At 66.3% G+C, this 12,443-nt stretch carries 14 protein-coding genes and 1 pseudogene; 12 read left to right on the top strand and 3 right to left on the bottom strand.

Annotated features, from left to right (window positions below):
- From leuD to D5084_RS14020, 7 genes and pseudogenes are all read left to right on the top strand, one after another.
- Positions 1 to 606 carry a 3-isopropylmalate dehydratase small subunit gene (leuD, locus tag D5084_RS14050; protein ID WP_128516127.1) on the top strand — a complete coding sequence of 202 codons (606 nt, stop codon included), beginning with the start codon at positions 1 to 3 and terminating at the stop codon, positions 604 to 606.
- Between the two features lie 308 nt (positions 607 to 914).
- Positions 915 to 1,376 carry a RidA family protein gene (locus tag D5084_RS14045; protein ID WP_128516126.1) on the top strand — a complete coding sequence of 154 codons (462 nt, stop codon included), beginning with the start codon at positions 915 to 917 and terminating at the stop codon, positions 1,374 to 1,376.
- A complete protein-coding gene (locus D5084_RS14040; protein WP_128516125.1) occupies positions 1,373 to 2,146 on the top strand; it encodes a glycerophosphodiester phosphodiesterase family protein in 774 nt (257 codons plus the stop codon). The genes D5084_RS14045 and D5084_RS14040 overlap by 4 nt, the downstream gene beginning before the upstream one ends.
- Positions 2,147 to 2,192: 46 nt before the next feature.
- The gene (locus D5084_RS14035; protein WP_128516124.1) at positions 2,193 to 3,350 is read left to right on the top strand and encodes a GNAT family N-acetyltransferase; all 1,158 of its coding nucleotides are present in this window, start codon (positions 2,193 to 2,195) and stop codon (positions 3,348 to 3,350) included.
- Between the two features lie 70 nt (positions 3,351 to 3,420).
- Positions 3,421 to 3,786: a 4a-hydroxytetrahydrobiopterin dehydratase gene (locus D5084_RS14030; protein WP_128516123.1), complete on the top strand. Its 366-nt coding sequence runs from the start codon at positions 3,421 to 3,423 to the stop codon at positions 3,784 to 3,786.
- Positions 3,787 to 3,849: 63 nt separating this feature from the next.
- The gene (locus D5084_RS14025) at positions 3,850 to 4,038 is read left to right on the top strand and encodes a hypothetical protein (protein ID WP_128516122.1); all 189 of its coding nucleotides are present in this window, start codon (positions 3,850 to 3,852) and stop codon (positions 4,036 to 4,038) included.
- A 15-nt stretch (positions 4,039 to 4,053) separates the two neighbouring features.
- A pseudogene (locus D5084_RS14020) lies at positions 4,054 to 4,530 on the top strand (class I SAM-dependent methyltransferase); the annotation flags it as partial.
- A 2-nt stretch (positions 4,531 to 4,532) separates the two neighbouring features.
- Here the strand turns inward: D5084_RS14020 and D5084_RS14015 are convergent.
- Together D5084_RS14015 and D5084_RS14010 are read right to left on the bottom strand one after the other, a co-directional pair.
- Positions 4,533 to 5,162, bottom strand: coding sequence for an HAD family hydrolase (locus D5084_RS14015; protein WP_238382662.1), 630 nt, complete (start codon positions 5,160 to 5,162; stop codon positions 4,533 to 4,535).
- Positions 5,163 to 5,212: 50 nt separating this feature from the next.
- Positions 5,213 to 7,174 (bottom strand): bifunctional 2',3'-cyclic-nucleotide 2'-phosphodiesterase/3'-nucleotidase, encoded by a 1,962-nt coding sequence (locus tag D5084_RS14010; RefSeq protein ID WP_128516119.1) that lies wholly within the window; start codon positions 7,172 to 7,174, stop codon positions 5,213 to 5,215.
- 224 nt (positions 7,175 to 7,398) lie between these two features.
- Between D5084_RS14010 and nudC the strand changes: the two genes are divergently transcribed.
- Both nudC and D5084_RS14000 read left to right on the top strand, forming a co-directional pair.
- Positions 7,399 to 8,349 (top strand): NAD(+) diphosphatase, encoded by a 951-nt coding sequence (nudC, locus tag D5084_RS14005; protein WP_128516118.1) that lies wholly within the window; start codon positions 7,399 to 7,401, stop codon positions 8,347 to 8,349.
- Between the two features lie 55 nt (positions 8,350 to 8,404).
- Positions 8,405 to 8,872 carry an SRPBCC family protein gene (locus tag D5084_RS14000; RefSeq protein ID WP_128516117.1) on the top strand — a complete coding sequence of 156 codons (468 nt, stop codon included), beginning with the start codon at positions 8,405 to 8,407 and terminating at the stop codon, positions 8,870 to 8,872.
- A 3-nt stretch (positions 8,873 to 8,875) separates the two neighbouring features.
- Here D5084_RS14000 and D5084_RS13995 read toward each other — a convergent pair whose 3' ends face one another.
- Positions 8,876 to 9,709: a prephenate dehydratase gene (locus D5084_RS13995; protein WP_128516116.1), complete on the bottom strand. Its 834-nt coding sequence runs from the start codon at positions 9,707 to 9,709 to the stop codon at positions 8,876 to 8,878.
- Between the two features lie 124 nt (positions 9,710 to 9,833).
- Between D5084_RS13995 and D5084_RS13990 the strand changes: the two genes are divergently transcribed.
- The 3 genes from D5084_RS13990 to D5084_RS18885 all read left to right on the top strand — a co-directional run bounded on the left by D5084_RS13990 (position 9,834) and on the right by D5084_RS18885 (position 12,436).
- Positions 9,834 to 10,370, top strand: a complete 537-nt coding sequence (locus D5084_RS13990) for a c-type cytochrome (RefSeq protein WP_128516115.1) — start codon at positions 9,834 to 9,836, stop codon at positions 10,368 to 10,370.
- Positions 10,371 to 10,523: 153 nt separating this feature from the next.
- Entirely contained in the window at positions 10,524 to 11,720 is a 1,197-nt protein-coding gene (locus D5084_RS18890; RefSeq protein ID WP_274378899.1) for an extracellular solute-binding protein, read from the top strand.
- Positions 11,624 to 12,436: an ABC transporter substrate-binding protein gene (locus tag D5084_RS18885; RefSeq protein WP_274378900.1), complete on the top strand. Its 813-nt coding sequence runs from the start codon at positions 11,624 to 11,626 to the stop codon at positions 12,434 to 12,436. The genes D5084_RS18890 and D5084_RS18885 overlap by 97 nt, the downstream gene beginning before the upstream one ends.
- Positions 12,437 to 12,443 lie beyond the last annotated feature (7 nt).

Here is a 12,443-nt window from a genome sequence, read left to right as displayed (position 1 = left end):
ATGGACAAGTTCACCACCCTCACCGGCGTTGCGGCCCCGATGCCGCTGGTCAACATCGACACCGACATGATCATCCCCAAGCAGTTCCTGAAGACGATCCAGCGTTCGGGTCTTGGCAAGAACCTGTTCGACGAGATGCGCTATACCCCCGACGGGCAGGAGATCCCCGATTTCGTGCTGAACCAGCCCGCTTATCGCAGCGCGCAGATCCTGGTTGCGGGAGACAACTTCGGCTGCGGCTCAAGCCGTGAACACGCGCCCTGGGCGCTTCTGGACTTCGGCATTCGCTGCGTGATTTCCACCAGCTTCGCCGACATCTTCTACAACAACTGCTTCAAGAACGGCATCCTGCCGGTGGTCCTGCCGCAGGATGCGGTGGATTACCTGATGGACGACGCCCGCAAAGGGGCCAACGCGCGGATCACGGTGGACCTTGAAAGCCAGACCGTCACCGCCTCGGACGGCAGGACCTTCGCCTTCGAGGTCGATCCGTTCAAGAAGCATTGCCTGCTGAACGGGCTCGACGACATCGGCCTGACGCTGGAAAAGGCCGCGGCCATCGACGCTTTCGAGGCAAAGGCCGCCACGCTGCGCCCCTGGGCGTAAGGACCGGGGTGGGGGGCTTCTTCTCCTGCCCTTTCCCGTCCCCAGATATCCTCCGGGGGTTCGGGGGCGAAGCGCCCCCGACGCCCGAGCCGGTTGGCCGGAACGGCCAGAGGCGAGACAAGGGCTTGCGCGGAACGCGCTCATTCTGAAAGCCGCCCGCCGCCGCGAAGGGTTACCCGTTCGTAAATGCCCGCAGCCAACTCCTTGAATTTGAAAGTTCCGTGACACTGGCCGCGCGCGGTCAGCCCTGCCCTTGCCGGCCTCTGCCCCCCGCGATACCCTGCCGCCAAAGCATCCCGGAGGACCCCATGCACCCGATCGAAACCCGCCTGGCCGAGCTTGGCATCACCCTCCCCGACGCCCCCGCCCCGGCGGCGAACTATGTCCCCTTCGTGCAGGTCGGCAACCTCGTCCACATCTCGGGCCAGATCAGCCAGAACGAGGCCGGTCTCATCAAGGGCAAGCTCGGCGAGGACCTGTCCTTCGAACAGGGCGCCGAGGCCGCGAAGCGCTGCGCGATCTCGCTGCTCGCCCAGCTGAAGAAGGCGGTTCAGGGCGACTGGGACCGGCTGGACCGGGCGGTGAAGCTGGTGGGGTTCGTCAATTCCACCCCCGATTTCATCGACCAGCCCAAGGTCATCAACGGCGCGTCCGACTTCCTCGTCGCCGTGCTGGGTGATGCGGGACGTCACGCCCGCTCCGCCGTCTCGGCCGCCTCGCTGCCGCTGGGCGTGGCTGTGGAGATCGAGGCGATCTTCGCGCTCAAATGACCCGCGTTCCGCTGCCCGACAGCCTCCTGCGCCTGCCCATCGCCCACCGCGCCCTGCATGACCGGGCGAAGGGCGTCATCGAGAACTCCCCAGCGGCGATCCGCGCGGCGGTGCAGGCAGGCTATGCCGTCGAGATCGACGTCCAGCTGTCCCGCGACGGCGTGGCGATTGTCTTCCACGACGAAGACCTCGACCGCCTGACAAAGGAGACCGGCCCGGTCAACGCCCGCACGGCGGCAGAGCTGGGTCGCATCGCCTTGCGGGGATCGACCGACAGGATCCCGACCCTGCCCGAGGTCCTGACCCTGATCGCTGGCCGCGTGCCCCTGCTGATCGAGATCAAGGACCAGACGCTGGTGATGGGTCCGACCGATGGCCGGCTGGAGGCCGCGACAGCGGAGGCGCTGGCCGAATACCGGGGTGACGTCGCGCTGATGTCCTTCAATCCCCATTCGGTCGCCCGGATGGCCCGCCTTGCCCCGCACCTGCCGCGCGGGATCACCACCTCGGCCTACGACCCCGAAGACTGGGCGCCCCTGCCCGGGGAGGTCTGCGACCGGCTGCGCCAGATCCCCGACTATGACGCCACCGGGTCCAGCTTCATCAGCCACGAGGCGCGCGATCTTGCCCGTCCTCGGGTGGCGGACCTGAAGGCGCAGGGCGCGAAGATCCTGTGCTGGACGATCCGCTCTGCCGCCGACGAGGCACGGGCAAGGGAGATTGCCGACAATGTGACATTCGAGGGCTATCTGGCGGCCATTCCGGCTTGACCTTCCGGCATCGCCCGCCACCTTTCCCCCGATCCGGAGGGTGCGAATGGCCGACCTGACCCTGCACGAAAGCCTGTCCGACATTCCCGCCGGCGACTGGGACTCCGTCGCCGCGCCGGAGCAGGCCCTGGGGCGCCCGGTCGATCCCTTCACGACGCACCGCTTCCTGTCGGCGCTGGAACGCTCCGGCTCGACCGGGGCGGGAAGCGGCTGGCAGGCGCGGCCTCTGGTCTTGCGCGAGGGCGGCAGGCTGGTCGCGGCGGTGCCGCTTTATGTGAAATCGCACAGTCAGGGCGAATACATCTTCGACCACGGCTGGGCTGACGCGCTGGAGCGGGCAGGGGGGCGCTATTATCCGAAGCTCCAAATTGCCGTGCCGTTCACCCCGGCGACCGGGCGGCGGTTCCTGGGGGCGGCAGAGCACCGCGAGACGCTGTGGCAGGCGGCCATCGGCATCACCGCGCAGAACCGGCTGTCCAGCTTGCACGCCACCTTCTGCACGGCCGAGGAGGCCGAGGCGCTGGCGGGTGTCGAGGGGACGCTGCACCGGGTGACGCAGCAGTTCCACTGGGAGAACCGGGGCTACGGCGGCTTTGAAGACTTTCTGGCCGACCTTTCCAGCCGCAAGCGCAAGATGATCCGCAAGGAGCGCGAGACGGCGCAGGGGCGGGGGCTGACGATCCGCGCGCTGACCGGGGACGAGATCGAGCCGCAGCATTGGGATGCGTTCTGGACCTTCTACCAGGACACCGGCAGTCGCAAATGGGGCACGCCCTACCTGACCCGCAAGGCCTTTACCGAATTTCACCAGACGATGCGGAACGACATCCTGCTGGTCCTGGCCTTCAACGGCGAAAGGCCGGTGGCGGGGGCGCTGAACTTCATCGGGCGCGACACGCTGTATGGCCGCTATTGGGGCTGCGTCGAGGACCATCCCTGCCTGCATTTCGAACTGTGCTACTATCAGGCCATCGACTGGGCCATCCGCCACGGGCTAAGCCGGGTCGAGGCGGGCGCGCAGGGCGAGCACAAGCTGGCGCGGGGCTATCTGCCGGTCGAGACCCATTCGATCCACTGGATCGCCGACCGCAGCTTCCGCGCGGCGGTGGACCGTTATCTGCAGTCGGAACGTCGCGCAGTGGGGGAAGAGATCGAGGTGCTGACCGCCTATGGCCCCTTCCGCAAATGCGAGGGGCGGGAGTAGGCTGAGGCTCTGGCTTCCCGGCTTGCCGCCGGGCCCGCAACCGTTTGCCCCCTGACCGAAAGAGGCCACCATGCCGCCCATCCTGCCTGAAACCGACCGCAAGACGCAGCTGGCCCCTTTGGCCGAAACCGGCTGGGCCGCCGTTCCGGGCAAGGATGCGATAAGAAAGGTGTGGAAGTTCGGGAATTTCGTCGAGGCCTGGGGCTTCATGTCCCGGGCGGCGCTGATTGCGGAGAAGGCGAACCACCACCCGGACTGGACCAACCGCTACAACGTCGTCGACGTGACGCTGACCACGCATTCGGCCAAGGGGCTGACGCAGCTGGACATCGACCTTGCCCGCGCGATGGACAGTCTTGCCCCGGATGCCCAGATTGAGCGGAACCACGGCGAGCCGATCGCGTGCCTATGCGAATTGCATTCGCGCAAGGCCTGACGCTGTTGTGAGACCGGGGAAAGCTGGATAGACCCTGTCCCGATCTGGACGGAGAGATGCGCCTTGCTGCAACGCCACGCCGACTGGGTTTCGCTGTTGAATGTCGATCCCGCCAAGCGCGACGTGGTGCGGCAAGTGCTGGAGCGGACGCTGGAAATCTCGCAAGGGATGATGCACCGGATCGATGTCGACTCGCTGGCGGCGGCGGTGCTGCAGTACAGGCCCAAGCGGGTGTTCGAGATCGGCACCTAACGCGGGGCTTCGTCCGAGATGATCCTGCAGCTGTTGCCCGATGTGCAGGTGATCTCCATCGCCTTCGTCAACGACCAGCCGGGGCGGAAGTTCAACAATGACGAGTTGAGCGTCGAGGACGTCGGCGCCCTGGTCAGTGCCGGGAACCGGGATCGCTATACCCAGCTGATCGGCGATTCCCACAAGATCGACCCCGAGGCCTTTGTGCGCGATCATGGCCGGATGGACCTGGTGTTCATCGACGGCGATCATTCGCGCGACGGGGTTCGGCAGGATACCGACCTTGCGCGCGCGATCCTGGCGCCGGGCGGGGCGATTGCATGGCATGACGCGAACCCGAAAAAGCGGTACATCGGCTCGCGGCTGTTCCTGGAAGAGGACATGCCGGAACTGGCGCTGGCGACGACCGACGATTTCATCGGTGGCGTGGCGCTGTGGACCAAAGACCTGGGGAAGAAGCTGCGCTCCGGTGCCTTTGCCCGCGCGGGCTGAGGTCAGAGGAGCCCGGCCATGCGCGCCCCGGTCAGAAGGTCGGGGGCAAGGTGGTGCGCCCAGCGGCCTTCGCTCGGGACGATGTCGGGCACCTGAACCACGATGCAGCCGGCACGGTGGGCGGCCTCGGCCCCGGTTTCGCTGTCCTCGAACACCAGGCAGCGGGACGGGGACACGCCGAACAGGGTCGCGGCGAGGAGGTAGGGTTCGGGGTCGGGTTTCGGCGCGCGGACGTCGTCCAGCGTGACGACATGGGTGAAGGCGTCGGCGATGCCGGCAATGCCGAGCTTGCGGTGCGCGCCTTCGCGGCCGGTCGAGGTGACGATGGCCAGAGGTGCGGCCAGCGCAGGCAAGAGGTCGCGCGCGCCGGGTTTCAGGTCGAGCCCCGCATTCACCCCCTCCTCGAAGCCCCTGCGCCAGTGCCGGTTCACTGCGGCAAGGTCGATGCCGGGCAGGGCCGCGCGGATGATGCGGGCGGCGGTCGGTTCGTCCTTGCCGACCAGCGCATGCATGAAGGCGTGATCGACCGCATGGCCGTGTGCGGCGAAGGCGGCCATGCCAGTGGTCAGGGCGATGCTTTCGGTGTCGATCAGCGTGCCGTCGAGGTCGAAGAGAATGGCGTCGTAGGTCATCGTCACGGGAAGGGGCCTCCGGGGCGCGCAGATGGCGGAGCCATAGCCGATCAGAGGTGCAGCCGGTAGTGGGCAAAGCCGTCGCAGCCCTGCCCCAGTGCCATGGGACGGAAGGAGGCGATGTCGCCAAGATGGGCGGCCGACCGTTCGCCGGTGGCGATGGTCGCGCTGGTGCCGGGCATCGGCAGGAAGTGCCAGTTGCGCCGGACGTCGCCTGCGATCGACCCCTGCCGCTGCAGGTAGGCGGCGATCACCGATTGCACCCTGGCCCCGTCAGTGAACACGACCTTCAGGTCGGCCCCCGGGTCCTGCAGACGCGCCCGCCCCGCCCGGTGCGTGTTGGTCACCAGCAGGAAGCGATCTTCGTCCCGGACCGGCCGGCCGTCGTGGGACAGGCCGACGATCCGCCGTGCCTGGGGGTTGACCAGCCGACCCTGGGCGTCGAACCGGGCGGGCTGGCTGAGGTCGATCGCATAGCTGAGCTGGGGAATGGTCTCGAAGACAAAGCCGGGGACCGTCGCGTCGAACAGCGGGACATGGCTGTCGCCGGGCTCGATCCGGTTGAAGACGGTTGCGGCACGTTCGAGCCAGCTGGCGATCTGTGCTCCGCTGAGCAGAAGGGTGACGATCGTGTTGGGGAAGGGGTAGAGGTCCGACAGGTTGCGCATCCGCAGGGGCCCGGCCTCGATGTCGGTGTAGTTCAGCGGACCGCCGCGCCCGCCGCTGCGGAACGGGGTGGCGGACGACAGAAGCGGGACCTGATGCCAGATCGTTTCGGACAGGGCCCGGCGGACGTGATCGACCTTCGCCTCGGCGATCAGATCCAGCGCCGCGGACGGGGCGACGGTTGCGAAATGCGTATGCAGCGGAACCCTGGTTTCCCCCAGATGCCGTCGGGACCAGGCCAGAACGGCACGGTGGTCAGGGGCGAGCGCCTGATGCAGCGCGGGCGTCGCGGGGGCCGGTGCCGCGCTGCGCAGGCCAACGCGGGTCGAGCCGCCGACAACGCGCCAGCGGCGCGAGCCCGAGGTGCAGCGTTCCAGTTCAAGGTCGATGATCCCGAGGTGGCTGGCCGAATGGCCCGGCATCACCGCCGGTTTGCCAGCCAGCCGTCCTGCCACGGGGTCGATGGCGGCCGAGGCCGGAATGTCGGGCCCCGGGAAAACCTGGTGGCTGTGGCCTGCGACAACGGCGTCGATCTCGGGCAGGGCGGCAAGGGCGGTGGCGGCATTTTCCGTCCCGTACTCCGGGTCCACCGCGCCGATTCCGCTGTGGGCCAGGGCAACGATGATGTCGGCGCCCCGGGCGCGCAGACGAGGCAGCCAGGCGCGGGCCGAGGCGAGGATGTCGCGGGTGAGGACCCCTCCGCCGGGGGTGTCGCGGTCCCATTCCGCGATCTGGGGCGGGGCAAAGCCGATCACGCCCACGCGGATCAGATGTGCCTTGCCCGAACGGTCGATGATCTGACGGCGCAGGATCGCAAAGGGCGGCACCAGCGTATCGTCGCGCGCGGGGCTCTTGCCAAGCCGGGTGGCGACATTGGCGGACACCACCGGAAACCGCGCGCCTTTCAGCACCTGCGCCAGAAAGCGAAGGCCGTAGTCGAATTCGTGATTGCCAAGGGTGACGGCATCATAGCCCAGGGTGTTGAAGGCCGTGATGACCGGATGCGCCCGGCGGCGCCGTGCACTGGCGGCAAAGTCGGCGATCGGGCTGCCTTGCAGGAAGTCGCCGTTGTCGAACAGAAGGCAGTTCTGCGCTTCGCCCCGTGCCTCGGCGATCTGCTGCGACACCGCACTCAGGCCCATGCCGGAGTTCGGCCGGTTGGCGCAATAGTCGTAGGGCATCAGGCTGGCGTGAAGGTCGCTGGTTGCGATCAGCCGCAGCGAGGCGCGCGGAGCGAGGTGTCGCAGCAGTCCGGCATCCGGCGGCGTTTCCGGTGACTTCTGGTCAATCTCTGGCGAGAGCCTGCCAGAAGACGGAGCGACCGATACGAAGGGAACTTGGAACATGAACCTTCCAGTTTCTTTGCTGCAACCCGGTCACTCGGAAGCCACACCCTGCCATCAACACACGCCTTGCGCGATCCATCTACCGTATTGGTTGTGTCAATGTTGTGGCAAATTGTCGTTATTCGCGCGGAGGTTGAGCGATCGCCGCTTGCTTTCCCTTGCGGCCGGAGAGATGGAAGCCAGGCTGTCGCGAAAGGATCGGACAGCCGGGGAAACCAGGTCAGATGCGCATTGCGGAAACGGTGACATTCGGAGGGTCCGGTCTGGACAGACATGCGGCCCTGCGGCGGGATGCGGTGGCATTGGAAGATGCGCTGCGCCGGGGCAGGGTGGTGCCGATCTGGCGCGGCAAGCCTCTGGTCCGTGGTGACCGTCTGGCCTGGGTTCCTGCCGGCCACCCGGTGCTGGCGCTGGCCGGGCCGCCGATCTTTCTGGGTATGGATGCGGGAACGCCCTGCTTTGCCGTCGATCTGTCGGACTGGTCCCCCGAGGCCGGGGCGGAGGCGCCCGAGGCGGGTTTCTTCGACCAGACGGTGCAGCGCCACCCGGCGATGGACCCTGACGCGGGCTTTGCCGAACTGCGCGGCCTGATGACCGGGCTGAGCGCGCGCGAGGCCGAACTGGTGGTCACGGCAAAGGCCCTGGTCCAGTGGCACAAGAGCCACGGGTTCTGTTCGACCTGCGGTGCAAGGTCGGACATGGCGCAGGCCGGCTGGCAAAGGCTCTGCCCGGCCTGTGGCGCGCAGCATTTCCCGCGGACCGACCCGGTGGTCATCATGCTGGTGACACGGGGCAATTCGGTGCTTTTGGGCCGCAGTCCCGGCTGGCCCGAAGGGATGTTTTCCCTGCTGGCAGGCTTTGTCGAGCCGGGAGAAACCATCGAGGCGGCCGTGCGCCGCGAGGTGCAGGAGGAAACGGGCGTGCTGTGCGGGCCGGTTGGTTATCTGGCCAGCCAGCCCTGGCCGTTCCCCGCCTCGCTGATGATCGGCACGCGGACCGAAGCCACCACAAGCGAGATCCGCGTCGATCCCGAAGAGCTGGACGCGGCGTTGTGGGTCAGCCGGGAAGAGCTTGTGCAGGTCTTTGCCGGGCGGCATCCGGCAATCCGGCCCAGCCGCAAGGGCGCGATTGCGAACTTCATTCTGCGCAACTGGCTTGCGGATCGGCTTGATTGACCCGATCTTCCTGATATGCGGATGACCGGACCGGGGCATTTCCAGTGGAGCGCAGATGAAACTGACGGCCAAGACCGATCTGGAAGTGCCAGCGGCCGCAGTCTTCGCAACCCTGATCGACCATCCCGCCTGGGAACGCGAGGCGATCCGCAACGGAGTGGAAGTCGAACGTCCGGCGGGAACTCCGGCCATGGGCGTGGGGGCGGAATGGCGGATTCGGGGCCATTTCCGCGGCAAACCGCGCAAGGTTCAGGTGCGGATCGGGGACCTGACGCCGGATCAGCGGCTTGTGCTGGGTCTGGACAGCCCGACGATCGAGGGGACGACCTGGCTGGAGGTGATGGTCCTGTCGCCGCGCCGCAGCCGGTTGCGGGTGGATCTGGAGGTCAAGCCGAAGACACTGGCCGCGCGGCTGTTCATCAACACGATGCGGCTGGCCAAGGGCCGGGTGCAGGCCCGGTTCGAGAAGGGACTGGTCCGGCTGGGCGCGCGGATCAAGGACCGTTACGACCGGCAGGTCTGAGGGTCAGCCACGCTCGCGGTCGGCGGGGTAGACGCCAAGGATCCGGTGTTCCGAGGTGAAATAGCGCAGCTCCTCCAGCGCCAGTGCGACGTTGGGGTCGTCGGGGTGGCCCTCGATGTCGGCGTAGAACTCGGTCGCGGTGAAGGTGCCGCCGACCATGTAGCTTTCCAGCTTGGTCATGTTGACGCCGTTGGTCGCAAAGCCGCCCAATGCCTTGTAAAGCGCAGCCGGGATGTTGCGGACGCGGAAGGTGAAGGTGGTAATCATCCTGCCCGTGCCGCGCCGGGTCAGATCGGGGGTGCGCGACATCACCAGAAAGCGCGTGGTGTTGTTGGCCTGATCCTCGATATGCCGGGCCAGCACATCAAGCCCGTAGATCGAGGCGGCAAGCTCGCTGGCCAGTGCGGCCCTGGTCTTGTCCCCGGCCTCGGCCACTTCGCGGGCGGCGCGGGCGTTGTCGGAGCTGACCTTGCCCCGGATGCCGTGCTTTTTCAGGAAGCCCGCGCATTGCGGCAGGATGACCACATGGCCATGGGCTTCCTGCACCTCCTCGAGCCTTGCACCCGGCACGCCAAGAAGGTTCACATGCACGCGGACGAAGGCTTCGTCGATGATGTGCAGGCCCGAGCGCGGCAGAAGGGAATGGACATCGGCGACCCGGCCATAGGTCGAATTCTCGACTGCCAGCATGCCGAGATCGACCTCGCCACGGGCAACCTTGTCCACGACCTCTTCGAAGGTGGTGCTGGGGACGGGTTCGAAATCCGGGCGGGATTGCTGGCAGGCCTGATGCGAATAGGCGCCGAGTTCACCCTGAAACGCGATGCGACCGACCATCTGAGACCGACCCCCTGTCGAAATGTGGCCCCACGGGGCGTTTGGTCGCGCGTCTACACCTTGAAACCGGATGGGGGAAGCGGATAGATACCCCCCGAACGAGACCCCGGAATAGGTGACACCCATGTTCGACACGATGACGATGACCAAGGCGGTGGGCGCGGTCTGCGGCTCGCTTCTGGTCCTGATGCTGGTCAACTGGGCGGGTGACGGGCTTTACACCGTTGGCGGCAAGGGTCACGGCGGCGAACATGCCGAGGGTGAGCTGACCCAGGCCTACACCATCGACACCGGGGAAGAGGCCGCGCCTGCCGAGGGCGAAGGCGAGACGGTCGATGTCGCGGCGCTGCTGGCTGCGGGCGATGCGGCTGCCGGTGAGGCCGTCTTCAAGAAATGCGGGTCCTGCCACAAGCTGGACGGGTCGAACGGCGTCGGCCCGCATCTGAACGGTGTCGTCGGCCGCAACCATGGCGCCGTGCCGGGCTTCGCCTATTCCGAAGCCATGGCAGCCAAATCGGCCGAGCCCTGGACGCCCGAGGCCATCTTCGCCTTCTTGGAGAACCCGAAGAAAGCGATCCCGGGCACCAAGATGGCCTTTGCCGGCCTGCCCAAGCCGGAAGACCGGGCCAATGTCATCGCCTATCTGGCAGCCAACCCCTGACAGAATGCACGATCGCAAAGCAAAGCCGTCCTTCGGGGCGGCTTTCTGCTTTGCGCTCACGAAATCGAGCGGTGCAATCGCGGCTTGTTGGCTCGACAAAGCCTGATTTAGCATAAATGAATAAGTCCGACGGAACGCAGGGGAGGCTGACGGATGCGATCAGGCAAGCAGAGTGCAGCAGGGGCGATGGCGGCGAAGTCCGGGTTGGGACCACTTGTCGCGGCGGGGTCTCTGATGCTTGCGCTGGCGGCTCTTGCGGTTCCGGCCCGCGCCGAGACGGTGATAAAGTCGCACGGGATCTCCACCTTCGGCGACCTGGCGCTGCCTGCCGACTTCACCCACCTGCCTTACGTCAATCCTGACGCGCCCAAGGGGGGCGAGATGAGCCAGTGGGCGCCGGGGTCGTTCGATTCGTTCAATCCCTATGCGATTGCCGGAACTTCGGCCGCGCTGTCCTCGATCTTCTACGAATCCATCCTGAGCGGCACCTTGGACGACGTCAGTGCGGCCTACTGCCTTCTGTGCGAGACGATGGAATACCCCGAGGACCGGTCCTGGGTGATCTTCAATCTGCGCAAGGACGTCAAGTTTTCCGACGGCTCGCCGATGACGGCCGAGGATGTGCTGTTCAGCCACAACCTGTTCATGGAAAAGGGCATCCCGGAATATCGCGCCGTGGCCGGGGGCAAGTTCCAGTCGGTCGAGGTGCTTGACCCCTACCGGATCAAGTTCACCTTCGCACCGGGGACGCCGTTCCGCGACATGCCCGCGCAGGCCGGAAGCGAGCCGATCTTTTCCAAGAAGGACTACGAGGAGAACAACCGGGACCTGGAGAAATCCAGTCTGGAGCCTTTCCTGGGCACCGGGCCCTACGTTCTGGAAAGTTTCAAGCCCGGCCAGCAGGTCATCTACAAGCGCGATCCTGATTACTGGGGCGAAAAGCATCCGCTGAACGTCGGCCAGAACAATTTCGACCGCATCCGCATCGAGTATTTCGGCGATGACAATGCCGCGATGGAGGCGTTCAAGGCTGGCGTCTATACCTTCCGGCCGGAAGGCGATTCCAAGCGTTGGGCGACGGGCTACGACTTCCCCGCGGTCGCGGCGGGGGATGTGGTCAAGGCCGTGATCCCGTCGGGCAACATCGCGGGCGGGCAGTCGATCATCTTCAACCTGCGTCGCCCGCAGTTCCAGGACCCGCGAGTGCGTCAGGCGCTGGGGCTGTGTTCAACTTCGAATGGTCGAACAAGGCGCTGTTCTACGGGCTTCTGGCCCGGATCAATTCGATCTGGGAGAACTCTGAAATGGCCGCGACCGGGGTGCCGACGCCGGGCGAAGTCGCCATCTTGAAACCGCTGGTGGATGAGGGGCTCTTGCCCGCAAGCATCCTGACGGACGAGGCCAAGATGGCCTCGGTGTCGTCGGAAGATCGGGCGCTGGACCGCAAGAACCTGCGCGCGGCCTCGGCCCTGCTGGACGAGGCGGGCTGGACCGTCGGCAGCGATGGCCTGCGCCGCAAGGACGGCAAGACGCTGAGGATGGCGATGGTCCATTCGCGCACCGATCTGCTGCCGGTGATGAACGCCTATGTCGAGAACCTGCGCGCCCTGGGCGTGGATGCCAGTTTCGAGATCATCGACGACCCCCAGCTGCAGGAACGTGCCAGCCCGCCGAACTTCGACTTCGATGCGCTGCCGACCACGGTGGTCAATGGCGGGCTAGAGCCGGGCGGGGTGCTGAAACAGGCCTGGGGCTCGGTTTCCAAGGACAATTCCAGCCGCAACCGGATGGGCTATGCCGACCCGGCGGTGGACAGGATCCTGGACCTGGTCGAGGCAGCGGACAGCCGCGAGGCGCTGCATACCACGATCAAGGCGCTGGACCGCGTCCTGCGGTCGCAATGGGTGATCGTGCCGCGCTACTACAAGAAGGACAACTGGGTCGCCTACTACAACATGTACGAACATCCCGAGACCCTGCCCCCCTATGGGCTGGGCGAACTGTCGATCTGGTGGTACAACGCCGAAAAAGCCGACGCGCTGAAGGCCAAGGGCGTGTTGAAGTAACGAAGAA

Source organism: Tabrizicola thermarum (genome assembly GCF_003574395.1).
In the GTDB taxonomy this organism is placed as follows: Bacteria; Pseudomonadota; Alphaproteobacteria; order Rhodobacterales; family Rhodobacteraceae; genus Tabrizicola; species Tabrizicola thermarum.
This window is presented reverse-complemented; position numbering and strand designations above follow the sequence as displayed.